The organism is Pseudomonas hefeiensis (assembly GCF_030687835.1).
Lineage (GTDB): Bacteria > Pseudomonadota > Gammaproteobacteria > Pseudomonadales > Pseudomonadaceae > Aquipseudomonas > Aquipseudomonas hefeiensis.
Genome location: NZ_CP117449.1, coordinates 4965064 through 4987605 on the forward strand (window position 1 = coordinate 4965064; position 22542 = coordinate 4987605).

At 60.1% G+C, this 22542-nt stretch carries 20 protein-coding genes; 5 read left to right on the plus strand and 15 right to left on the minus strand.

Features of this window, described 5'->3' with window-relative positions; translation table 11 throughout:
- Positions 1-70 precede the first annotated feature (70 nt).
- Entirely contained in the window at positions 71-535 is a 465-nt protein-coding gene (locus tag PSH57_RS22300; RefSeq protein WP_305385599.1) for a PA2169 family four-helix-bundle protein, read from the minus strand.
- Between the two features lie 205 nt (positions 536-740).
- Between PSH57_RS22300 and PSH57_RS22305 the strand changes: the two genes are divergently transcribed.
- Positions 741-977 (plus strand): DUF3820 family protein, encoded by a 237-nt coding sequence (locus tag PSH57_RS22305; RefSeq protein WP_047228352.1) that lies wholly within the window; start codon positions 741-743, stop codon positions 975-977.
- Positions 978-989: 12 nt separating this feature from the next.
- Positions 990-2177, plus strand: a complete 1188-nt coding sequence (locus PSH57_RS22310; protein ID WP_305385601.1) for an aminotransferase class V-fold PLP-dependent enzyme — start codon at positions 990-992, stop codon at positions 2175-2177.
- A 244-nt stretch (positions 2178-2421) separates the two neighbouring features.
- Here PSH57_RS22310 and PSH57_RS22315 read toward each other — a convergent pair whose 3' ends face one another.
- From PSH57_RS22315 to zwf, 3 genes are read right to left on the minus strand one after another with little or no spacing between them, the layout of a single operon-like run.
- Positions 2422-3087 (minus strand): bifunctional 4-hydroxy-2-oxoglutarate aldolase/2-dehydro-3-deoxy-phosphogluconate aldolase, encoded by a 666-nt coding sequence (locus tag PSH57_RS22315; protein WP_305385603.1) that lies wholly within the window; start codon positions 3085-3087, stop codon positions 2422-2424.
- Between the two features lie 17 nt (positions 3088-3104).
- Positions 3105-3818 carry a 6-phosphogluconolactonase gene (gene pgl / locus PSH57_RS22320; RefSeq protein ID WP_305385605.1) on the minus strand — a complete coding sequence of 238 codons (714 nt, stop codon included), beginning with the start codon at positions 3816-3818 and terminating at the stop codon, positions 3105-3107.
- Positions 3805-5274 carry a glucose-6-phosphate dehydrogenase gene (gene zwf, locus PSH57_RS22325; protein WP_305385607.1) on the minus strand — a complete coding sequence of 490 codons (1470 nt, stop codon included), beginning with the start codon at positions 5272-5274 and terminating at the stop codon, positions 3805-3807. Before zwf ends, pgl begins: the two co-directional genes overlap by 14 nt.
- Before the next feature lie 196 nt (positions 5275-5470).
- Here zwf and PSH57_RS22330 point away from each other — a divergent pair, with 196 nt between their 5' ends.
- Positions 5471-6331, plus strand: a complete 861-nt coding sequence (locus PSH57_RS22330; protein ID WP_171061416.1) for a MurR/RpiR family transcriptional regulator — start codon at positions 5471-5473, stop codon at positions 6329-6331.
- Positions 6332-6487: 156 nt separating this feature from the next.
- Here PSH57_RS22330 and PSH57_RS22335 read toward each other — a convergent pair whose 3' ends face one another.
- The 11 genes from PSH57_RS22335 to edd form a co-directional block, all read right to left on the minus strand.
- Positions 6488-7342, minus strand: coding sequence for a D-hexose-6-phosphate mutarotase (locus PSH57_RS22335; RefSeq protein ID WP_305416107.1), 855 nt, complete (start codon positions 7340-7342; stop codon positions 6488-6490).
- Positions 7343-7578: 236 nt separating this feature from the next.
- Complete coding sequence (locus PSH57_RS22340; protein ID WP_256232082.1) at positions 7579-8931, minus strand: carbohydrate porin; 1353 nt, start codon at positions 8929-8931, stop codon at positions 7579-7581.
- 144 nt (positions 8932-9075) lie between these two features.
- Positions 9076-10236 (minus strand): ABC transporter ATP-binding protein, encoded by a 1161-nt coding sequence (locus PSH57_RS22345; protein WP_305385608.1) that lies wholly within the window; start codon positions 10234-10236, stop codon positions 9076-9078.
- 2 nt (positions 10237-10238) lie between these two features.
- Positions 10239-11084 carry a carbohydrate ABC transporter permease gene (locus tag PSH57_RS22350; protein WP_305385610.1) on the minus strand — a complete coding sequence of 282 codons (846 nt, stop codon included), beginning with the start codon at positions 11082-11084 and terminating at the stop codon, positions 10239-10241.
- Complete coding sequence (locus tag PSH57_RS22355; protein WP_305385611.1) at positions 11077-11985, minus strand: carbohydrate ABC transporter permease; 909 nt, start codon at positions 11983-11985, stop codon at positions 11077-11079. Before PSH57_RS22355 ends, PSH57_RS22350 begins: the two co-directional genes overlap by 8 nt.
- Positions 11986-12167: 182 nt before the next feature.
- Complete coding sequence (locus PSH57_RS22360; RefSeq protein ID WP_256232079.1) at positions 12168-13469, minus strand: ABC transporter substrate-binding protein; 1302 nt, start codon at positions 13467-13469, stop codon at positions 12168-12170.
- Positions 13470-13585: 116 nt separating this feature from the next.
- A complete protein-coding gene (locus tag PSH57_RS22365) occupies positions 13586-14845 on the minus strand; it encodes a D-mannose isomerase (protein WP_305385612.1) in 1260 nt (419 codons plus the stop codon).
- Positions 14846-15078: 233 nt separating this feature from the next.
- Positions 15079-16548: an ATP-binding protein gene (locus PSH57_RS22370; RefSeq protein WP_305385613.1), complete on the minus strand. Its 1470-nt coding sequence runs from the start codon at positions 16546-16548 to the stop codon at positions 15079-15081.
- Positions 16538-17269, minus strand: coding sequence for a response regulator (locus PSH57_RS22375; RefSeq protein ID WP_305385614.1), 732 nt, complete (start codon positions 17267-17269; stop codon positions 16538-16540). Before PSH57_RS22375 ends, PSH57_RS22370 begins: the two co-directional genes overlap by 11 nt.
- 235 nt (positions 17270-17504) lie before the next feature.
- Entirely contained in the window at positions 17505-18455 is a 951-nt protein-coding gene (locus PSH57_RS22380; RefSeq protein WP_305385615.1) for a glucokinase, read from the minus strand.
- Positions 18452-20278: a phosphogluconate dehydratase gene (edd, locus tag PSH57_RS22385; protein WP_305385616.1), complete on the minus strand. Its 1827-nt coding sequence runs from the start codon at positions 20276-20278 to the stop codon at positions 18452-18454. Before edd ends, PSH57_RS22380 begins: the two co-directional genes overlap by 4 nt.
- Positions 20279-20497: 219 nt before the next feature.
- On the opposite strand from edd, the gene gap reads away from it, so the two are divergent.
- Positions 20498-21499, plus strand: a complete 1002-nt coding sequence (gene gap / locus PSH57_RS22390; protein WP_188252317.1) for a type I glyceraldehyde-3-phosphate dehydrogenase — start codon at positions 20498-20500, stop codon at positions 21497-21499.
- A 415-nt stretch (positions 21500-21914) separates the two neighbouring features.
- Positions 21915-22433 (plus strand): RNA polymerase sigma factor, encoded by a 519-nt coding sequence (locus PSH57_RS22395; protein WP_305416109.1) that lies wholly within the window; start codon positions 21915-21917, stop codon positions 22431-22433.
- Positions 22434-22542 lie beyond the last annotated feature (109 nt).

The following is a 22542-nucleotide window of genomic DNA, read 5'->3' on the forward strand; positions in this document are numbered from 1 at the left end:
AGAGCCGCAGTTACATGATCGGCACAAAAAAACGCCAGACAGGCTGGCGTTTTTTGTTCAGTGCGTGTGTTTAGCTGGCGCGCGCCTGGTTCCGCAGGGCTTTTACCTGGTCATGGTTACGTTGCACGCCATGGTACTGACGCTCAACCAGGTCGCGAATGCCAACCAGGTTGTGCTTGCTGATCTTCTCCATGGCTTGCTTGTAAGCCTTGAGGGCATGGTCTTCACCGCGCTCGGCTTCGTTGAGCACCGCTTCTTCGTCCTTGCCAGTGAATACGGCTTTCACGTCGACCCAACGGCGGTGCAGGTCACCGGACACGCTGGTCGAGGTTTCCGGGTCGCCGCCCAGCGAGCGTACGGCAGCTTGCAGCTCAGCCGCGGCGGTGGCGCAGTCTGCGGCACGCTGGACGAACAAAGCCTTGAGTTGGGGATGCTTGATGTCTTCAGCGCAAGTCTTGAAACCTTCCTGACCATCTTTGCTGGTCTCGATCAGGTCGTTCAGGACGGAGATGGATTCTTTATTGATGTCGGTCATTTTTCAATTCCTTTGCTTGGTGAATAAAAAACCTACAAGGAATATTGCATCGGTCGTGCCAGCCGCCACACCAAATAAAATTATTAAAAATCAATTACTTACATAACAACCCAATAACTGTATCCGTGTTCTTTGCATGATCTGTCATTTGGCCTGCATGCAGAATGCCTGTATTTTCCAGGTTGACTGAATCAAGACCTCTACCATGAACCCGGAAAAGCTCGAACTGCTGGTGACACGCCAGATGCCCTTCGGCAAATACAAAGGCCGAATCCTGGCCGACCTGCCCGGGCAATACCTAAACTGGTTTGCTCGCGAGGGTTTTCCGCACGGGGAACTCGGCGGTTTGCTGGCGCTGATGCAGGAGATCGACCACAACGGTCTGTCGGACCTGCTTGACCCTCTGCGGGCCAAACACGGCAAACCCAAGCCCCAACATTGATTGAGCCCCGCCATGCCCGAGAACACCCTGCGCGCCCACGATGAAGCTTTCTGGGAGACTTTCGTGGGTCGCTACGATGTCGACCCCAATGGGCCGCTCAATCTGGAAAACGGCTACTTCGGCCGCATGTCCCGGACGGTGGTCGAGGAGTACCAACGCAATATCGAGTTCGTCAACCGCGGTAACTCGGTGTACGTGCGCCAGCATTTCGACCGGGACCATGGCGAAGCGATTCGCCAGCAAGTGGCGCAACTGATCCACGCATCTCCCACTGGCGTAGCGCTGGCCAACAGTGCCGGAGACGCCCTGCAAACGCTGATTCGCAACTACAACGGCCTCAAGCCTGGCGATCAGGTGCTGATCTGTGATCTGGAATACGCGTCGGTCAAAAGCGCGATGCGCTGGCTGGCCCGGCAGCGTGGCGTGCAAGTGATTGAACTCGTGCACCCGTACCCCGCCAGTTTCGAAAGTCTGGTGGGCACTTATCGCCAAGCGTTCATTCGCTACCCGCGCCTAAAGCTGATGGCGCTGACCTACGTCAACCACCTCACCGGGCTAGTGATGCCGGTCCAGGCCATTGCCGAGACCGCTCGCGAGTTTGGCGTCGATATCATTCTCGACGGTGCCCACGCGCTGGGCCAGGTCGATTTCGATCTGAAGAAGCTCGGTATCGAATTTGCCGGGTTCAACCTGCAGAAGTGGATCGGCGGGCCACTGGCCCTGGGCTTTTTGTACATCGCACCGCAACGGCTGGCCGACATCGACCCGGACATGGACGAAGATCATTATCCTGCCACTGACGTGCGCTCGCGAACGCCCCACAGCACACCCAATATCCCTGCCTTGCTCACCCTGCCCCTGGTCTTCGAAGAACACCGGGCCCTGGGCGGCGCTTCGGCCAAAGGCGCACGCCTCTGTCATCTGCGCGACCTGTGGGTGAGCGCCGTACGCGATGTACCGGGCATCGAAGTCATGACTCCGCAGGACCAGCGTCTCTATTGCGGGATCACCGCGATGCGCTTCACCGCCCAGGCCGATCAACAAGCGATGGCTGATCGATTGCTCAATGAGCATGGCATTTTCACCGTGGTGCGCCATACCAGCGTTGGGCCGTGCATTCGCATTACCCCAGGGTTGATCACCTTGGCGAGTGATATCGAGCGGTTGACTGCGGCGCTGATTAACCTGAGCCGAATGTAGTTGTGGCGAGGGGATTTATCCCCGCTGGGCAGCGCAGCAGCCCCAGCAAGGTGGACTTAACCTATCTGACGCACCGAGATGTCAGGTTTCGGGGCCGCTGCGCGCCCCAGCGGGGATAAATCCCCTCGCCACAAATCCAGCGTTCATCCAGCGCGGTACGATAAAACCCAGGCAAAAAAAAACGGCGCGCCGACCAAGCGCACCGCAAAACCGTAGAACACCCAACGAAGGTTCGGTAAGACAATCAGTCCAGCAGCGCCAGCGCCTCGGCGGTGCACTCCTGGATGCGGGTCCAGTCGCCATTCTTGATCCACTCAGGATCAAGCATCCAGCTACCGCCCACGCACATCACGTTTTTCAACGCCATGTAGCTCTTGATATTGGCCGGGCTTACGCCGCCGGTCGGGCAGAACTTCACTTCGCCGAACGGGCCGCCCAGGGCCTTGATGGCCGCGACACCGCCGCTGACTTCCGCCGGGAACAGTTTGAAGCGGCGATAGCCCAGGCCATAGCCCTCCATGATGCCGGAAGCGTTGCTGATGCCCGGCAGCAACGGGATCGGGCTGTCGACGCTGGCCTCCAGCAGATCACGGGTGATGCCTGGGGTGACGATGAACTGCGAACCGGCAGCCTCGGCAGCGGCCAGCATATGGCGGTCCAACACCGTACCGGCACCGGTCACCAGCTCCGGACGTTGCTCGCGCAGCACCTGGATGGCCTTGAGGCCGTACTGCGAACGCAAGGTCACTTCCAGCGCCGTCAGGCCGCCGGCGGCCAGGGCATCAGCCAGCGGCAGGATGTCCTGTTCACGGGCAATGGTGATCACCGGCAGGATCCGCGCCTTGGCGCAGAGGCTGTCGATCAGGGTAACTTTGTCCGCCATGGAAACGGTCGGGGATGGGTTTTTCATAGCGGCTGATCCTTGGTTCATGGGCACCAGTAAATCTCTAACGTTGGTTGCAAAAACGCGCGAATCGGCATTTCGGCGACGTTGTCACCGGCCACCGCAGCGTTCAGGGTGGTCAATTTCGACTGACCGGAAATCGACAGCACTTTGTGTTTCGCTGAGGCCAGCAAGGCGCGACTCATGGTCAGGCGCTGGTGCGGCACGGTGGGCGCCAGCATTGGCCAGCAACGGCGGACACCGTTGGCATCCAAGGCTTGGGCCAGGTTCGGGCTATCAGGGAACAGCGAGGCGGTGTGCCCGTCATCACCCATGCCCAGTACCAGTACGTCAATGGGCGGCAGCTCGGCCAGCAAACGATCAGCCTGCTCGGCTGCGGCTTCCAGATCGGCGCTGGCGCTGTAGAGGCTCAGGAACTGGGCCTTGGCCGCCGCACCTTGCAGCAGATAACGCTTGAGCAGACCGGCATTGCTGTCGGCGTGTTCAACCGGCACCCAGCGCTCGTCGGCCAGGCTCACCACCACGTTCGACCAGTCCAGCGTCTGTTTGGCCAGGCTCTGGAAAAACGCCACTGGGCTGCGACCGCCGGAGACCACCAGGGTCGCCGTGCCGCGCGCCTCAATCGCCGCGCGTAATTGCTCGGCCACCTTCAACGCCAAGCCCTCAGCCAGCAGCACCGGGTTTTTGAATGCGTGGGCGCTGACGCCCTGCGGCAGTTTCACTTCAGATATCGCCATACCATGACCTCCCATCCCGCGTGATCAGTGCAATGGAGCTCATCGGCCCCCAGGACCCGGCCGCATACGGCTTGGGCGCATCGCCGGACTTCTTCCATCCGGCAATCAACTGGTCACACCACGTCCACGCGGCTTCAATTTCATCTTTACGGACAAACAGGTTCTGATTGCCGTTCATGACTTCCAGCAACAACCGCTCGTAGGCATCGGGAATCCGTGCGCTGCGATAGGTGTCGGAAAAGTTGAGTTGCAACGGACCGCTGCGCAATTGCATGCCCTTGTCCAGGCCTTGCTCCTTGGTCATCACCCGCAAGGAAATGCCTTCGTCCGGTTGCAGGCGGATGATCAGCTTGTTGCTGATCTGCAAGCGCTGCTCGGGGGCGAAGATGTAGTGGGACGGTTCCTTGAAGTGAATGACGATCTGCGAGAGTTTCTGCGGCATCCGCTTGCCGGTGCGCAGGTAAAACGGAACCCCGGCCCAGCGCCAGTTGCGAATGTCGGCGCGCAGGGCCACGAAGGTTTCGGTATCGCTCTGGGTGTTGGAGTTAGGCTCTTCCAGGTACCCCGGCACCGACTTGCCTTCGCTGTGGCCGGCGATGTACTGACCGCGCACCACCTGAGTCGTCAGACCTTCCGGGCTGATGGGCGCCAGGGCCTTAAGCACTTTGACTTTCTCGTCACGGATGCTGTCGGCGGACAGGTCGGCCGGCGGGTCCATAGCAATCAGGCAGAGCAACTGCAGCAGGTGATTCTGGATCATGTCGCGCAGTTGGCCGGCCTTGTCAAAATAGCCCCAGCGGCCTTCGATGCCGACCTTCTCGGCGACGGTGATTTCCACATGGGAAATGTAATTCTGGTTCCACTGGGTTTCGAACAGGCTGTTGGCGAACCGCAGCGCGATCAGGTTCTGTACCGTCTCTTTGCCCAGGTAGTGGTCGATGCGATAGGTGCGGTTTTCCGGGAAAAACTGCGCCACGGCGTCGTTGACCTTGCGCGACGATTCCAGGTCCGAGCCGATGGGTTTCTCCAGCACGACACGGGTGTTTTCGCACAAACCGACCTTGGCCAGGTTCTCGCAGATTGCTCCGTACACCGCCGCCGGGGTGGCAAAATAGGCAATGACTTGCTGGGCCGAGCGGGCCTGCTCGGCCAGGGCAACATAGTCCTCGGCCTTGAGGAAATCCACGTGCAGGTAAGTCAGTCGCCCCAGGAAGCGTTCGACCACGGTTTCGTTCAGGTCCTTGTCGCCCACGTAGCGGCGCAACTCAGCAGCGATGAACGCCAGGTGCTGTTGCTCACTGCCCAGCTCCCGGGCCAGGGCTATGATCCGCGTGTCCTCGTGCAGCAGGTCCGCGCCATCGAGCTGATAAAGGGCAGGAAACAGCTTGCGCAAGGCCAGGTCGCCCAACGCGCCGAACAAGGCGAAGGTGCACGGTTCAACCGTAATCGAATGCATGATGTTTGTTCTTTTATCAAGTTAAGCTACAAATACCTTTTTTCAAGGCATCACTCAAGGAAAAATGTAGTAATAACCACAACATTTTCCGAAAATACCGATTCCGAGTGGTGGTACACCGGAGCCATCAGTAGGATAGGCCACCGCAAAGGGTCGTATCAAAGACCCGTCTTTCTAGGAATCTTGTATGGACCGCGTGCGAAATTTACTGGAACAGATCCAGAGTCGCCTTGAAGACCTGAACAAGGCAGAACGCAAAGTGGCCGAAGTGATCCTGCTCAACCCACAGCAGGCCACCCGCTTCAGCATCGCCGCCCTCGCCCAGGCCGCTTCGGTCAGCGAACCCACCGTGAACCGTTTCTGCCGTTCATTCGGCGTCAGCGGCTACCCGGAACTCAAGCTGCAACTGGCCCAAAGCCTGGCCAGCGGCGCCGCTTATGTCAGTCGGGCGGTGGAGGCCGATGACAACCCGGAAGCCTACACCCGGAAAATCTTTGGCAGTGCCATTGCCTCATTGGACAGCGCCTGCCAGGCCCTTGATCCCAATTTGATCAGTCGTGCCGTGGACCTGCTGATCCAGGCCCGGCAGATTCACTTCTTCGGCCTTGGTGCTTCGGCACCGGTGGCGCTGGATGCCCAGCACAAGTTTTTCCGCTTCAACCTGGCGGTGACCGCCCACGCCGATGTGCTGATGCAGCGGATGATCGCGTCGGTGGCTCACACGGGGGAGCTGTTCGTGATCATTTCCTACACCGGACGCACCCGCGAGTTGGTGGAAGTGGCGCGCATCGCCCGGGAGAACGGCGCGTCGGTACTGGGGCTGACTGCTGAAGGTTCGCCCCTGGCCAAGGCCAGCACCCTGAGTCTGAACATCCCGCTGCCCGAAGACACCGACATCTATATGCCGATGACCTCGCGGATCATCCAGCTCACCGTGCTGGACGTGCTCGCCACCGGCATGACCCTGCGCCGCGGCGTGGACTTCCAGCCGCATTTGCGCAAGATCAAGGAAAGCCTCAATGCCAGCCGGTATCCGGTGGGGGATGAGTTCAACTGATTCGATTCAGAATCTTCGGCGTCTGATAGTCCGTCTTCGCGAGCAAGCCCGCTCCCACAAGGTCCATGTTGATCACAAGTTATGTGAACAACTCGAACCCCATGTGGGAGCGGGCTTGCTCGCGAAGGCGCCAGTCGCCACACCAGAGATCCTGAGCTAAGCCCCCACCCGCGCCTGCAAACTCAAATGCGCCCGCTCCCCCGGTGCCAGGCACAAGCTGTCGGTGCCGCCACTGGCCGCCTCGACGCAAATGAATTCGCTGATTTCATCCCAACTTACCCCCAACAAAGGCCGGGCCCCGGGATGCCACACCACGGTATCGGCGCTGGCGCCGGTGTCGATGCACAGCTCACGCTGCCAGGCGTGGTCCTTGAGCTGCAATTCACCTTCATGCTGAAAAACCCGCTGACAGCCGCCCTCGACCCGCAAATCACCTTCCTGCTGACAAGCCGCACGGCTCAGTTGGTCGTAACCCTGCGCGCCCTCGAGCCCAGACAGCGCTATCTCACCGACGTCACCAATACGCCAATAGGCGTGCAGAGCCTGGCTCAATTGGCACGGCAGACTGTCTTGATGCTCGGTGCTCAAGCGTAATTCCATGCGTTCGCCCAAGTCGGCGTACAGATCGACCTGCCAGTCGCACAACTGGAGCTGCCAGTGCAGGTGCACACCGTCTTCATCGCTGCGGCTGTCGAGCAGTTTCCAGTCGATCAACCGTGCCCAGCCATGGGACGGCCAGGCGTTTTCGCTCGGATGACGGCCATACCACGGCCAGCACACCGGCACCCCACCGCGTATCGCACCGACTTGCGGCCACTTGGCGGCACACCACAACCAGGGTTTCTGACCCCGCGGTTGAAAGTGCAATAGTTGCGCGCCCTGGCGACTGAACACCGCCTGGCACAGCGGATGATCGATCACCAGCACATCGCGTTGCTGATAGCGCTCCCACGCAAATACCGGGCGCTCGCGCAAGGATCTGAAAAAGCGTTGTAGCGGATGCTCATGCATGAGCTGCGGTCCTGGAAATCATTGAACTGGATTGATGCGACAGCTTTTTGTGGCGAGAGGATTTATGCCAGTAGACCTGTGGGAGCAAAGCTTGCTCGCGATGCAGGCGACTGGGTGCTCTGGAAGACCGCGTCATCTTCATCGCGAGCAAGCTTTGCTCCCACACCCCAAAAAAAAGCGGACAGCCTTGGCCATCCGCAATATGCGCACATTGAGAGAAGCTTATCGCAACAGCGTTAGAACACCGACTGAATTTTCAGGCCGGCGACCAGCGCATCGTCGACTTCATTCACACCACCCGGATGAGTGATGTATTGCAGGTTAGGGCGTACGGTCAGCCAGTTGGTCACGTGGAAACCATAGTTGATCTCGTAGTTGTATTCGGTGCCACGCAACGGCGAAAACAACGGATCGTCGTAGTCGCTGACACCATTGGCTGCGTTGACCAGCTCGGCGTTTTTCTTCACATCTTCGTTGACATGGATACGGGAGAAACCGATCCCGACGTCATCTTTAGGACGCGCATTGAACGGTCCCTTGTACACGAACATCAGCGACTGGTAGTTGTCGACGACGTTGGTTTCCTTGTCATGGAAGGTGGCGTTGGCCGCAATGTTCAGACCGCGCGAGGCGTCACCGTTGTGGGTGGTGAGCTGTTGCTGCGCCACGAACCAGTAGCCATCCTTGCTGCTGTGACTGCGGTAGGCGTTACCGGTTGTCGCGGCATCCTGGCCATTGTCATCTTCGCGGACGTCATCAGCCTTGGCCGTACTTTTGTAGTAACCAATACGGTATTCGCCCGGCAGGCTGTTGAGCTTGGGCGACCAGACCAACTCGATCGGAATGAGCGTGCCCTTGGTGCCACTGCCGCTGAGCTTGTAGCGGTTTCCGTTTTCCAGTTGCGAAGGGTTCTGGTTGTAGGCACCGATCTGCGCATAGAGTTCGGGCGTGAGGTTGTACTTCACGCGAATCGCCGCCTGCATGATCGGCCAGTTGTACCAGATGCCGGTTGCCCAGTTACCCGCTTGCGAACCGCAGAACGCCAGGTTCTGGAACTCGCACGGGAACGTGTTGAAGTCTTCGCCGACCCCGTAATAACCGGCTTTGACATCCAGCTTGTTGTCGAAATACTGCTGCTTGATCCACAACTGCGTCAGACGGGTGGTTTGCCCACGGCCCCAGACTTCCTGGGAAGAACTGAGGGTGCCGGCACGTGGATCACCGATACGGTCGTTGGAGATGTTGCGACCGTCACGGCGAGTGAATTGAATCTTGGCCGTGGTGTCACCCCAACCTGCCAGTTTTTCCAGGTCGAGGGCTACGCCCAAGCCAAACTGCTGGGACCAACGCGCAGTCTTGTCATCGTTGTAGCCGCCGTCGAGGTTGGCCCCCATCTCACCGACGAAATCAGCCTTGATGTCGATACCTTGCTCGATCAGTCTGGTCCGCTCGCCACCCCAGTCGCCCGTCATCCACTGTGAGTCGGCGCTGAAAGCGTCAGCCGCGTGCACGCCGCCAGCCAAAGTCATCGCCGCCGCAAGCGCCGAAAGTTGGCAGATGCGCCGGGCGTTGGTGTTGTTCTTCTTCATCCCTACTTCCTCGTCTTTATTGTTATTAACTGTTTTTATCTAACGCGGTTTACAACGATTGCGCCGGGTGGTCCCCCACTCGCCGCATACTCCTTCCTGCGGGAGAGAGCTTTGCTCCTACAAGCCCCCTCCCCCATTTGTTCTTCATCGGCCTTTGAACTGCGCCACGTTCGCCGACCGGGCATCGGCTTGCGGCTGGCCGGCAACGCCCAGGCGTTCGCCGGACTTGGCGTCGAACAGCAGCACTTTTGATGGATCGAATTGCAGCGTGAGGGTCTCCCCCACCTGCGGCGCCACGTCCGGCGCCAGGCGACAGCAAACCTTGGTGTCGTTAAGGTTGACGAACACTAGGGTGTCCGGCCCGGTAGGTTCGGTGACCTGGACTTCAGCGCGAATGGTTGGCAAACCATTGGCCTCGTTGCCCGCCAGCATGATCTGTTCCGGGCGCAGGCCGAGGATCACTTCGCGGTCTTCCAGGCCTGCGTCCTGCATGCCCATCGGCAGTTCGCAACGGGCCTGACCACTGTCGAGCAGTGCCAGCAGACGGCCGTCCTTGCGTTGCAGGCGCAAAGGGATGAAGTTCATCGGTGGTGAACCGATGAAACTCGCCACGAACAGGTTGGCCGGGTTGGTGTAGATGTCTTTCGGCGTGCCGAACTGCTGGATGATGCCGTCCTTCATCACCGCCACTTTGTCGCCCAGGGTCATGGCTTCGATCTGATCGTGGGTGACGTACACCGTGGTGGTCTTCAGACGCTGGTGCATCAGTTTCATTTCGGTGCGCATCTCGACCCGCAGCTTGGCGTCGAGGTTGGACAGCGGTTCGTCGAACAGGTAGATCTTCGGCCGCCGCGCCAGCGCCCGGCCCATGGCCACGCGCTGTTGCTGGCCGCCAGAAAGTTGGCCGGGCTTGCGGTTAAGCAAGTGTTCGATCTGCAACAGCTTGGCCACCCGGGTGACTTCTTCGTCGATGGCGGCCTGGTTCATCTTGCGAATTTTCAGGCCGAACTCGATGTTCTCGCGCACGCTCATGGTTGGGTACAGCGCGTAGGACTGGAACACCATGGCGATGTCGCGATCCTTCGGGCTCATGCCGCTGACGTCCTGGTCACCGATCATGATCGCGCCGCCGGTAATGGTTTCAAGGCCGGCGATGCAGTTCATCAGCGTCGACTTGCCGCAGCCCGAAGGACCGACGAGGATCAGGAACTCACCCTCCTTGATCGACAACTCGATGTTCTTCAGGGTGTCCGGCAGGCCGGCACCATAGGTCTTGTTTACGTTGCGAAGTTCGAGCGTTGCCATGATTACCCCTTGACTGCGCCGGCCGTCAGACCGCGCACGAAATACTTGCCTGCCACCACATAGACCAGCAGGGTCGGCAGCCCGGCGATCATCGCCGCCGCCATATCAACGTTGTATTCCTTGGCCCCGGTGCTGGTATTGACCAAGTTGTTCAGCGCCACTGTGATGGGCTGCGAATCGCCGCTGGAGAACACCACGCCAAACAGGAAGTCGTTCCAGATCTGAGTGAACTGCCAGATCAGGCAGACCATGATGATCGGCGTGGACATCGGCAGGATGATCCGCCAGAAAATGGTGAAGAAACCCGCACCGTCCAGTCGCGCCGCTTTCACCAGCGCATCGGGAATGCTCACGTAGTAGTTACGGAAGAACAGCGTGGTGAACGCCAGGCCGTAGACCACATGTATGAACACCAGACCCGTGGTGGTACTGGCCAGGCCCATCTTGCCGAGCGTGAACGACGCCGGCAGCAGGACGGTCTGGAACGGCAGGAAGCAACCGAACAGCAACAGGCCGAAGAACAACTGCGAACCGCGAAAGCGCCACATCGACAATACGTAGCCGTTCAATGCACCGATCGCGGTGGAGATCAGCACCGCCGGGACGGTGATCTTGATCGAGTTCCAGAAGTACCCGTCAACGGTGGCCCAGGCCTTGACCCAACCGATGCCGGTGACCACGGTCGGCCAGCTCAGCAGGTTGCCGGTGCTGATGTCTTCCGGTGTCTTGAAGCTTGTCAACAGCATGACCACCAACGGCACCAGGTAAAGCAATACGGCAACGATCAGTACCGCGTAGATCGCGATACGACTCAGGCTGATGGAAGGTTTGGCAGCGAGACTAGTCATGACGCTTGGTCCTCAGCTCGGAGTACAGGTAAGGCACGATGATTGCGAGAATCGCACCGAGCATCAGAATCGCGCTGGCCGAGCCCATGCCCATCTGGCCGCGACTGAACGTGAAGGAGTACATGAACATGGCAGGCAGGTCAGAGGAGTAACCCGGGCCGCCGGCCGTCATCGCCGCCACCAGGTCAAAGCTCTTGATCGCGATGTGCGCCAGGATCATCACGGCGCTGAAGAACACCGGCCGCAGGCTCGGCAGCACCACTTTCCAGTAGATGCGCGGCATGCTCGCGCCATCGATCTGCGCGGCACGGATGATCGATTGATCCACCCCACGCAGACCGGCCAGGAACATCGCCATGATGAAGCCCGAGGCCTGCCATACCGCGGCGATCACCAGGCAATACACCACGCGGTCCGGATCGATCAGCCAGTCCAGGCGAAAGCCTTCCCAGCCCCAGTCACGCAACAATTTGTCCAGGCCCATGCCCGGGTTGAGCAACCACTTCCAGGCCGTACCGGTGACGATCATCGAGAGCGCCATCGGATACAGGTAAATGGTGCGGATGAAACCCTCGCGACGAATGCGCTGGTCAAGAAACACCGCCAGCAGTACGCCGATCACCAGGGTGATGCCGATGAACATGCCGCCAAAGAGCGCCAGGTTCTTGCTCGCCACCCACCAGCGGTCGTTCTCCCACAGCCGCGCGTATTGCGCCAGACCAGCCCACTTGTAGTTCGGCAGAAAGGTCGAGGTGGTGAACGACAGGACGAACGTCCACAAGATATAACCGTAGAAGCCCACCAGAACGATGAACATGCTCGGCGCCAGCACCAGTTTTGGTAGCCAGCGCTGCAATGCATCGAACGGCGAGGCCTTGCTGAACACAGCAACAGAACTCATGGGAAGATCCAGTACTTGAGAAAAAAGACTACTCGCATCCCTTGTGGGAGCTGAGCTTGTGTGGGAGCAAAGCTTGCTCGCGATAAAGGCGCCTCGGTCTTTCTAACGACCGCGTTATCGTTCATCGCGAGCAAGCTTTGCTCCCACAGGCTCGCTCCCATAGGGGGTCGCGGTGCTAACGGTTACTTGGCAGACTGAACCGCTGCACCAAGCTTCTTGGCGGCGTCGGCAGGGTCGGCTTTCGGGTCGTTGATGAAGTTGGTCACCACATCGAAGAACGCGCCCTGTACTGCCAGCGTGGTCGCCATGTTGTGCGCCATGCTCGGCTGCAAGCCACCGGACTTGGCGTCAGCCAGGAAGTCCTTGGCGGCGGTCTGGGCGCAGGAATCGAAACCGTACTTGGCCATGTCGGCCAGCATGTCGTTGCGCACCGGGATCGACCCCTTGTTGATGCTGAAGACTTTCTGGAAGTTCTCACCCAGCACGACCTTGGCGATATCCTTCTGACCGGCCGCGGTGCCTTCGTCTTTCTGCTTGAACACCGCCAGGGAGTCGATGTTGTAGGTGAAGGCCTTGTCGGTGCCCGGGAAAGCTACGCACTCGTAGTCCTTGCCGGCGACTTTCTTCGCGGCAGTCCATTCGCTCTTGGCCCAGTCACCCATGATCTGCATGCCGGCCTTGCCGTTGATGACCTTGGCCGCTTCCAGGTTCCAGTCCTGCCCCTTGCCATCAACGTCCATGTAGGTCGCGACTTTCTTGAGCTCGGTCAATGCCTTGACCATGTCCGGCCCGGTCAGGGCCTTGTTGTCCAGGTCGACCAGGGCTTTCTTGTAGCCATCAACGCCCATGACCGAGAGCACCACCGCTTCGAACACGGTGCTGTCCTGCCAAGGCTGGCCGCCGTGGGCCAGCGCAATGAAGCCTGCAGCCTTGAGCTTGTCGCCAGCGGCGTAGAATTCTTCGAGGGTGGTCGGGTTTTTGGTGATACCGGCTTTCTTGAAGACTTGCGGGTTGATCCACAGCCAGTTGACGCGGTGGATGTTCACCGGCACGGCGACGTAATCACCTTCGTACTTCACGGTATCGGAGACTTTCTTGTCGAGCAGGCTGTCCCACTTCTCTTCTTTGGCAACATCTTTCAGGACGTCGGTGTCGAGCAGTCCGGTAGACGCCCACTCCTGGATGTCCGGGCCTTTGATCTGGGCCACACCCGGTGGGTTACCGGCCACGGCACGGCTCTTGAGTACGGTCATGGCAGTGGAGCCACCACCACCGGCAACAGCGCCATCCTTCCAGGTAAAGCCGTCTTTCTCTACCTGGGCCTTGAGCACATCGACCGCGGCTTTTTCGCCTCCGGACGTCCACCAGTGAACGACTTCCACACTGCCTTTGGATTCGGCGGCAAGGGCGCTGACAGGGAATGCTGCGACGGGAAGCAGGGAAGCAAGAGAAATGACAGTAGCGAGGCGAGAAATCGCATTCATCTAGAAGTACCTTTCTTGTTGTTATGCATGCAAGTCTGATGCTTGCGCTGCATGGATTCTAAACAGGGGAAATCCCTTCGCAGGTAACGAAGGGACGCGTAAATGTCACAGCATGGTTACACAGGTGCGGGACTGGAGAGTTTCGCCAACGCCGTCGCCATGCTGGGCGCCAGGGGCAAGCGCGGAATCAGCACCGCCTGCCAGGCGTGATACAGGTCCGGTTTGCCCGGCCAGATGTCGGCGCTGGGGCGGTTTTGCGGATCGAGTTCGTGGTGCCAACTGCCGTCGCAACGGTCGATGAAATGTTTGTCACAGAACTCCCATAACTGCCGGTACCAGGCTTCGAATTGCGCCTCATCGGTGCGCTTGAGCAAGGCGCTGGCGGCGGCCGCTGCTTCGGCATGCACCCAGTGCAGGCGATGGCGAACCACGGCGCGGTTGTCCCAGTCCAGGGTGTAGACAATGCCTGGGGCACCATCGACTTCCCACCCGTGACGGCAGTTCTGCTCAAAAAGTTTTTGCGCATCCTGGGCCAGCCAGCCGGGCGTCAACATGCCGATCTGCACCCGTGCGGCTTCAAGGTGCAACAACAGCCGCGCCCATTCGAAACCGTGGCCGGGCGTGGTGCCGTAAGGGCGAAAACCGTCGGCAGGATTGTCGTGGTTGTACTCACGCAACGGCTGCCAGTCGCGGTCGAAATGCTCCACCACCAGATAGTCATTGGCGGCGGCGTGACCATGGATCACCCGTTCAACGATGCGCAGCGCACGGACCAGCCAGCGGGGGTCGTCCGTGACATCGGCCAGGGCCAGGAAGGCTTCGGTGGCGTGCATGTTGCTGTTGGCGCCACGATAGGCCTCCTCCTCGCTCCAGTCGCGGTTGAAGGATTCGCGCAGGGCGCCCTCTTCTTCGCTCCAGAAGTGCGCATCAATCACCCGCACGGCTTCATCCAGCAGCGCCTGGGCGCCGGGACGTTGGGCCACCACCGCGGAACTGGCCGCCAAGGCGACAAATGCGTGCAGGTAGGCGGCCTTGCCGGAGTCCTTCTCATGGGGTTGCGCCGTGGCGAACCAGCCGCCGTGCTCGGCGTCCCGCAGGGGGCCGCTGAGGGCCTCGATACCGTGATCCACCAGCTCGGAGAAACCCGGCAGCCCCTGGATGTGGGCCATGGCGAAGCTATGGGTCATGCGCGCGGTGTTCATGGTTTCGGCCCGGGCATCGTCCGGCAGACGACCCTGGTCGTCCAGGTTGCCAAAGCCGTCCGGCAGCCTTGAGGCCTTGGCGAACGCCAGCAGACGCAAGCCTTCAGCGGCAAGCCATTGCTGGTGGGCAGGCGCATTCAGCCAACTGCTGAAGGCCGGTTGGAAGGTGTCCATGGGAATACCTTTTTTTGTTGTTTTGACGCAGGGAGTCTAAACAAGGGTTGGCGAGGGGCAGGTAACGAAAGGGGTGAGTTATGTCACCAAGCTGTGACATTCCCCCGGGGATGTGTGTCGATGCTACTGACGCCTTCGCGAGCAAGCCCGCTCCCACATGAAACAACATGCGTAAACACCACAGATCCAATGTGGGAGCGGGCTTGCTCGCGAAGAACGATAACGCGGTCTAATCAATCCACACTGCGAGGCAACTGCAACGTCACCCGCAACCCACCTTCGCGCAGGTTTTGCAGGCTGACTTCGCCGCCATGGCTATGGGCGATGTTGCGGGCGATGCCCAGTCCCAATCCATACCCCTGCTGCTGCCCGGCCAGGCGAAAGTGCGGTTCGAAGACTTGTTCCAGCCGCTGCTCCGGCACGCCCGGCCCCTCGTCGTCGACGTGCAGGATGAATGCGGTTTCATCGTCATCGATGTGCAGGTGGGCGTTCTGTCCGTACTTCAGGGCGTTATCAATCAGGTTACCGATGCAGCGCTTGAGGGCCAGCGGCTTGCCAGGATAAGGCGCCAGCGCCCGGCCATCCTGGGTCACCCGACCGTTGCCATTGGGCGCCAGGTACGGTTCGACCAGGCAGTCGAGCACATGGTTGAGGTCCACCGGCTCAATGTTTTCGTGGATGTCGGTGTCCTTGACGCATTGCAGAGCGCCTTTGACCAACAGCTCCAGTTCGTCCAGGTCCCGGCCAAACTTAGCCTGCAGGTTTTCGTCTTCCAGCAACTCCACTCGCAGCCGCAGACGGGTAATGGGCGTGCGCAAGTCGTGGGAAATCGCGCTGAACAATTGGCTGCGTTCGGTCAGGTAACGGCTGATGCGCTCACGCATGGCATTGAATGCCCTGCCCACTTCCACCACTTCGCTGCCGCCGCCTTCGGCTACCGGCTCCACTTCGGCGCCCAGGGACATGTCGCGTGCTGCCCGGGCCAGACGTTTGAGGGGGCGGCTCTGCCAATGCACCAGCAAACCGATGAACAGCAACAACAGGCTGCTGGTCAGCACGATGAAACCGACCTGCTGCGCTGGCAGGCTCTGCTCTTCAAGGCTGGTGTAGGGTTCGGGCAGCAGCGAGGCGATGTACAGCCATTCGCCCGGGGCCATCTGGATTTGCGTGACCAGCACCGGCGGGTTCACCGGCTCAAGCGTCAAGGCGTAGTGAGCCCAGGAACGCGGCAATTCATCAAGCTTCAGGCCGCCGTTGAAAATCCGCAGGTCTTCGGGGCTGACAAACTTCACCGAGATGTCGGCGCTATTGCCCAGGGATTTTCGTAGTACGTCGTCCACCGCCTTGAGCACCGCCAGCTTGCGCGGCGTAACCGGCAGCACGTCCATGCCCAGGGGTTTGTCGTTGAGCGTAACGACAAACCGCGTGCCGCCCATGCTGCGCAACTGATCCAGCACCAATGGCCGGTAAGCCACCGGCAACGAGCGTAGATAGCTGACACTGGCAGTCATCGAATGGGCCAGGCTACGGGCGCTGGTGACCAGGCCTTCGAGCTGGGTGGCGCGCAGTTGCGAGACCCAGATCAGACTGGACAGGGTCTGAGCGAACAGCACCACCAGCAGGGTCAGCAGCAGCATTCTTCCGAGCAACGAACGCGGCACCGGCACCCGGCGGGCGATTTTCTTGACCCAGTCAATGACCATTGCTGGCAACCACACTGGCCGCCAGTTGATAACCACTGCCGCGCACCGTGCGGATCAGCCTTGGCGGCTTGTCGGTGTCACGCAGGCGCTGACGCAGGCGACTGACCGCCATGTCGACGATTCGGTCCAGGGGCATCAACTCACGACCGCGAGTGGCGTTGCCAATGGTGTCGCGGTCGAGGATTTCCTGAGGATGGTCGAGAAACAGCTTGAGCAAGGCGAAATCGGCGCCAGAGAGGATCACCTCTTCGCCGTCGGCATGGAACAGCCGATGACTGACCATGTCCAGCCGCCACTCGTCGAAGGCCAGCACTTCGCCGCCGGAGCGTTCCTGGCCAAACTGCGCCCGACGCAGCAAGGCCTTGATGCGCGCCTGTAATTCACGCGGACTGAAGGGCTTGCCCAGATAATCATCGGCCCCCAGCTCCAGGCCAATGACCCGGTCAGCCTCGTCGGAACTGGCGGTGAGCATGATGATCGGCACGTGGGCCTGGCGCGGGTGCTGGCGAACCCAGCGGCAGAGGCTGAAGCCGTCCTCGTCGGGCAACATCACGTCGAGGATCACCAGATCGCTGGGGCCTTCGTTCAGTGCCTGGCGAAACCCGGCGCCATCAGGGGTAGTACGCACCTGGAAACCCGCGCGACTGAGGTACGCGTCCAGCAGCTCGCGAATCTCCTGGTCGTCGTCGACCAACAAAATCGATTTGTTCACTGAACTCACGGGGCCTCGTCCTTGTTGTTTGGGTTGGAGCGGATTATGCCTGATGGACGGAATCTACAAACACCACAGAACCTTTGTGGGAGCGGGCTTGCTCGCGAAAGCGGCGCATCAGTCACCGACTGATGTTGAATGACACACCGCCTTCGCGAGCAAGCTTTGCTCCCACAGTGCTCACCCGCAAGATCACGCACATCTTGTGGGAGCAAGGCTTGCCCGCGATGCAAGCGACTCGGTCTTAACTTTGCTCCAACGCCACACCCGCGCCCATCAGCCCGGAATACGGTGCCGTCACCAGCCAGACCGGGATGCCCTTGAAGTAATCGCTCATGCAGCCCTTGTCGGCGAAGCAACGGGCGAAACCGCTTTCAAGGAAAAAATCGGCGAATCGCGGGACCACCCCGCCGACGATGTATACACCGCCACGCCCACCCACCGTCAGCACATTGTTACCGGCCACGCGCCCCAGCCAGCGGCAGAACTGCTCGAGTACTTCCAGGGCAATGGGGTCTCCGGCCAGACCGGCGGCGGTAATGGATTCGGGCGTGTCGAGCACCGGCGTATGGCCATCCACCGCGCAGATGGCACGGTACACCCGAGGTAACCCGCTGCCGCTCAGGGCGGTTTCGGCGCTGACATGACCGATCTCGTCGTAGATGTGCTGCCAGAGCTGGGTTTCCCGCGGGCTGCTCATGGGCAGGTCGACATGCCCGCCTTCGCCCGGCAACGCCGCAAACCGGCCCTCACCCAAGTCCAGCAACGTACCGACGCCCAACCCGGTGCCTGGACCAATCACCACCGCCGGCCGCAACGGCTCCGGCGTGCCCTCACAGACAACCCGGTATTCATCGGGACGCAAGCGCGTCATGCCCAGGGCCATGGCCGAAAAGTCATTGACCAGCAGCAGCTTCTCGACCTCCAGGGTCTTGCAGAATGCCAGGTTGCTCAAGCGCCAGTGATTGTTGGTGAAGCGAAACTCATCGCCGCTGACGGGCCCCGCCACCGACAGGCACACCGAACCGATAGAACCCGGTTTCATGCCCATACCGCTCAGGTAAACCTTGATGGCATCTTCGGGGCAGGCATAATCCGCGGTCGCCAGCACCTGGATATTTTCCAGGTTGTGGTTCTTCCACAAGGCGAACCGTGCGTTGGTCCCCCCGATGTCACCGACCAAAGCCAGTTTCAATTAAGCGTCTCCAGGGCAGAAGTGAAGGCGCTGGCACCCTGCTCTGCCGAGCTGAAGGCCATGCGCATGAAACCAAACAGCTCGCGACCGGTGCCAATGTTGTTGCCCAACAAGCCCTTGGCCGGTGTGCGCGCAGCGAATTCCTCGGCGTCCACTTTCAATTCCAGAGTGCCTTTGACGCCATCGACGCGGATGATATCGCCCTCCTGCACCCGGGCCAATGCACCGCCGACATAGGCTTCCGGGCTGACGTGGATAGCCGCCGGAATTTTCCCCGACGCGCCGGACATGCGCCCATCCGTCACCAACGCCACTTTGAAACCGCGATCCTGCAACACGCCGAGGAACGGTGTCATCTTGTGCAGCTCCGGCATGCCGTTAGAGCGCGGGCCCTGGAAGCGCATCACCGCGACAAAATCTTTTTCCAGCAGGCCAGCCTTGAACGCATCGGCCAGGTCCTGTTGATCCTGGAAGACCATGGCCGGAGCTTCGACGACCTGGTTTTCCAGAGCCACTGCCGAGATTTTCATCACGCCGCGCCCCAGGTTGCCTTCCATCACCCGCAACCCGCCCTCGGCTGAGAACGCACGGGCCACCGGGCGCAGGATGTTTTCATCGAGGCTTTCGATCGGGCCTTCGCGCCATACCAGTTCGCCGTCTTCGAGAAACGGTTCCTGGGTGTAGCGGCTCAAGCCGTGACCGAGCACGGTGTTGACGTTTTCGTGGAGCAAGCCGGCTTCCAGCAATTCGCGGATCAGGAACGACATGCCGCCCGCCGCCTGGAAGTGGTTGATGTCGGCCTTGCCGTTCGGGTAGACGTGACTCAGGGTCGGCACCACCTCGGAGAGGTCGGCCATGTCCTGCCAGGTAAGCTGAATGCCGGCGGCCATGGCAATGGCCGGCATGTGCAAGGTGTGATTGGTGGAACCGCCGGTGGCGTGCAGCGCGACAACAGAATTGACCAGCGACCGCTCGTCGACGATTTCGCCGATAGGCATGAAGTTGCCGCTCTGCTTGGTCAGGCGCGTGACCTGGAACGCCGCTTCGCGGGTCAGGGCGTCACGCAACGGCGTGTTCGGGTTGACGAACGAGGCACCCGGCAAATGCAGGCCCATCACCTCCATCAACAACTGGTTGGTGTTGGCGGTGCCGTAAAAGGTGCAGGTGCCGGGGCTGTGGTAGGACTTCATCTCCGACTCCAGCAGCTCCTCGCGGGTGGCCTTACCCTCGGCATAGCGCTGACGTACATCGGCTTTCTGCTTGTTGGAAATGCCCGAGACCATGGGCCCGCCCGGCACGAAAATCGTCGGCAAATGACCGAAACGCAGCGCGCCCATCATCAGGCCCGGCACAATCTTGTCGCAAATGCCGAGCATCAGCGCGCCGTCAAACATGTTGTGGGACAACGCCACCGCCGTCGACAGCGCGATCACTTCGCGGCTCGGCAGGCTCAGCTCCATCCCCGCCTCACCTTGGGTCACGCCATCGCACATGGCCGGCGTGCCACCGGCGAACTGGCCGACCGAGCCAATCTCGCGCAAGGCTTTCTTGATCTGTTCCGGGAAGGTTTCGTAGGGCTGGTGGGCCGAGAGCATGTCGTTGTAGGAAGACACGATGGCGATGTTGGCAGCGTTCATCATCCGCAGGTGATGCTTGTCTTCGGTACCGCAACCGGCCACGCCGTGGGCGAAGTTGGCGCATTGCAACTTGCCGCGCATCGGACCGTCGCTGGCTGCACCGCGGATCAATGCAAGGTAAGCCTGACGCGTGGCGCGGCTGCGGGCGATAAGCCGTTCGGTGACCTCAAGAACGCGGGGATGCATGTGTAGAACTCCAGGCTAACGGGTGTGGCGACCTGATTGTCTATGCTGGTCAAAACCCCGCCACGCATTGGGCGACAGCGGATTTCTTGACCATTCGGACCAGTTGATTCAGGTCACTCGTTGTAGATAAAACAAAATATTGCCACTAAAAAGGCTTGTTTTCTATTTTTATGCGAATAATCTTGTAATTCCAACAACAAATCGACGGCGGCGCAGTTAATGACTCTTCGAATCGCAATCAATGGTTTTGGCCGCATCGGCCGCAACGTCCTCCGTGCACTGTATACCCAAGGCTATCGTCGCGACTTGCAGATCGTCGCCATCAACGACCTGGGCGACAGTGCAATCAATGCTCATCTGCTCAAGTTCGACACGGTCCATGGCACCTTCGATGCCGAGGTGCAGCACGATCACGAAAGCCTGACGGTCAATGGCGACCGTATCTCGGTCAGCGCCATCCGCAACCCGGCCGAACTGCCTTGGGCCGCCGAAAAGATCGACGTCGTGTTCGAATGCACCGGTCTGTTCACCGACCGCGCCAAGGCCGCCGCCCATATCAGCGCCGGCGCCCGCAAGGTGATCATCTCGGCCCCGGCCAAGGGTGCCGACGCCACCGTGGTGTACGGTGTGAACCACGATATTTTGCGCCAGTCTCACCAGATCATTTCCAACGCGTCATGCACCACCAACTGCCTGGCCCCGGTGGCTCAAGTGCTGCACCGCGAACTGGGCATCGAAAGCGGCCTGATGACCACGATCCATGCCTACACCAATGACCAGAACCTGACCGACGTCTATCACAGCGACCCGTACCGCGCCCGTTCGGCCACCCAGAACATGATCCCGAGCAAGACCGGCGCGGCCGAGGCGGTGGGCCTGGTGTTGCCGGAACTGGCAGGCAAGCTGACCGGCATGGCCGTGCGCGTACCGGTGATCAATGTGTCGCTGGTGGATTTGACCGTGCAGCTCAAGCGTGAAGCGTCGGCCGAAGAAGTCAACGAACTGCTGCGCCAGGCCAGCCAGCATTCGAAGATCCTCGGCTACAACACCCTGCCGCTGGTCTCCAGCGATTTCAACCACAATCCGCTGTCGTCGATTTTCGACGCCAACCACACCAAGGCCAGCGGCAAGCTGCTCAAGGTACTGGCCTGGTATGACAACGAATGGGGCTTCTCCAACCGCATGCTGGATAACTGCCTGGCGTTGTGTAACGCCGAGTAACCCACTGCAGGCCAATGTGGGGCGAGCCTGTAAGAACAAAGCTGTGTGAGCAGGCCTGTGGGGGGCAAAGCTGTGAGAGCAAACCTGTGGGAACAGGCCTGTGGGAGCAAAGCTTGCTCGCGATAGCGATTTCAAAGCCAGCACAGGTGCTGCATGTGACGATGTCATCGCGAGCAAGCTTTGCTCCCACAGGTTTGCTCACACAGAATTGCCCCCACAAGCCTGCTCCCACAGCTTTGCTCACACAGGATTGCCCCCACAAGCCTGCTCCCACAGGTTTGCTCACACAGCTTTGCCCCCACAAGCCTGCTCCCAAGGTTTGCTCTCACATGGATTCGGCGTGGTGAAATGAAGACTTGACCTACCCGATAGATGATAAGCATTATCATCTAGTCAAACCAGATCGGGCCCTACCGTGAGTCAATCGCGCTTTCATCACGTCTTCCTTGCCCAGCGTACGCCACTGCTGCGCACCCTCCAGCGCATGGTCAACAACCCCAGCACCGCCGAAGACCTGCTTCAGGAAACCTACCTGCGGGTCACTCGTGCCTTGGGCGAGCGCACGGTCGAGCATCTCGAACCCTTCGTTTTCCAGACTGCCCGTAACCTGGCGCTGGACCACTTGCGTGCGCGGCGTATTCAGTCCCGGACCCTGCTGGACGACGTGCCGCAGGCAGTTGTCCACAACGTGGTCGCTCCCCAAAGCAGCGCCGAGGACGCGGCCCATGCCGAGCAGATGCTCGAACGCCTCAATCTCAGCCTGCAAGCGCTAAGCCCGCGACAGCAGCAGATTTTTATCCTCAGTCGCCTGCATGGTCACAGTTACCAGGACATCGCCAAACAACTGGACGTGTCGCTGAGCACCGTGCAGAAGGAACTGAAGCTGATCATGGCGATCTGTGTGGGCGTGGCAGAACGCCTTGGTTGCGACTGAGCCTGTAAGGATTTTCTCTAAGAGGCCGTCGCCGATTGCGCTGGCCTGCGGCCCTGCTAGGCTTGGTCGCTGACGCTAAATAGCCGTGCAAAAGACACTGCGAGGAACC

What these genes read in the sequence shown, in the direction of transcription:
- PSH57_RS22340 (WP_256232082.1), bottom strand. Translation starts at nt 8,931, where the DNA reads ATGAAGAAGAACAACACCAACGCCCGGCGCATCTGCCAACTTTCGGCG.
- PSH57_RS22365 (WP_305385612.1), bottom strand. Translation starts at nt 14,845, where the DNA reads ATGGACACCTTCCAACCGGCCTTCAGCAGTTGGCTGAATGCGCCTGCC.
- PSH57_RS22360 (WP_256232079.1), bottom strand. Translation starts at nt 13,469, where the DNA reads ATGAATGCGATTTCTCGCCTCGCTACTGTCATTTCTCTTGCTTCCCTG.
- gap (WP_188252317.1), top strand. Translation starts at nt 20,498, where the DNA reads ATGACTCTTCGAATCGCAATCAATGGTTTTGGCCGCATCGGCCGCAAC.
- PSH57_RS22345 (WP_305385608.1), bottom strand. Translation starts at nt 10,236, where the DNA reads ATGGCAACGCTCGAACTTCGCAACGTAAACAAGACCTATGGTGCCGGC.
- PSH57_RS22335 (WP_305416107.1), bottom strand. Translation starts at nt 7,342, where the DNA reads ATGCATGAGCATCCGCTACAACGCTTTTTCAGATCCTTGCGCGAGCGC.
- PSH57_RS22310 (WP_305385601.1), top strand. Translation starts at nt 990, where the DNA reads ATGCCCGAGAACACCCTGCGCGCCCACGATGAAGCTTTCTGGGAGACT.
- zwf (WP_305385607.1), bottom strand. Translation starts at nt 5,274, where the DNA reads ATGCATTCGATTACGGTTGAACCGTGCACCTTCGCCTTGTTCGGCGCG.
- PSH57_RS22300 (WP_305385599.1), bottom strand. Translation starts at nt 535, where the DNA reads ATGACCGACATCAATAAAGAATCCATCTCCGTCCTGAACGACCTGATC.
- PSH57_RS22315 (WP_305385603.1), bottom strand. Translation starts at nt 3,087, where the DNA reads ATGAAAAACCCATCCCCGACCGTTTCCATGGCGGACAAAGTTACCCTG.
- PSH57_RS22350 (WP_305385610.1), bottom strand. Translation starts at nt 11,084, where the DNA reads ATGACTAGTCTCGCTGCCAAACCTTCCATCAGCCTGAGTCGTATCGCG.
- edd (WP_305385616.1), bottom strand. Translation starts at nt 20,278, where the DNA reads ATGCATCCCCGCGTTCTTGAGGTCACCGAACGGCTTATCGCCCGCAGC.
- PSH57_RS22305 (WP_047228352.1), top strand. Translation starts at nt 741, where the DNA reads ATGAACCCGGAAAAGCTCGAACTGCTGGTGACACGCCAGATGCCCTTC.
- pgl (WP_305385605.1), bottom strand. Translation starts at nt 3,818, where the DNA reads ATGGCGATATCTGAAGTGAAACTGCCGCAGGGCGTCAGCGCCCACGCA.
- PSH57_RS22355 (WP_305385611.1), bottom strand. Translation starts at nt 11,985, where the DNA reads ATGAGTTCTGTTGCTGTGTTCAGCAAGGCCTCGCCGTTCGATGCATTG.
- PSH57_RS22370 (WP_305385613.1), bottom strand. Translation starts at nt 16,548, where the DNA reads ATGGTCATTGACTGGGTCAAGAAAATCGCCCGCCGGGTGCCGGTGCCG.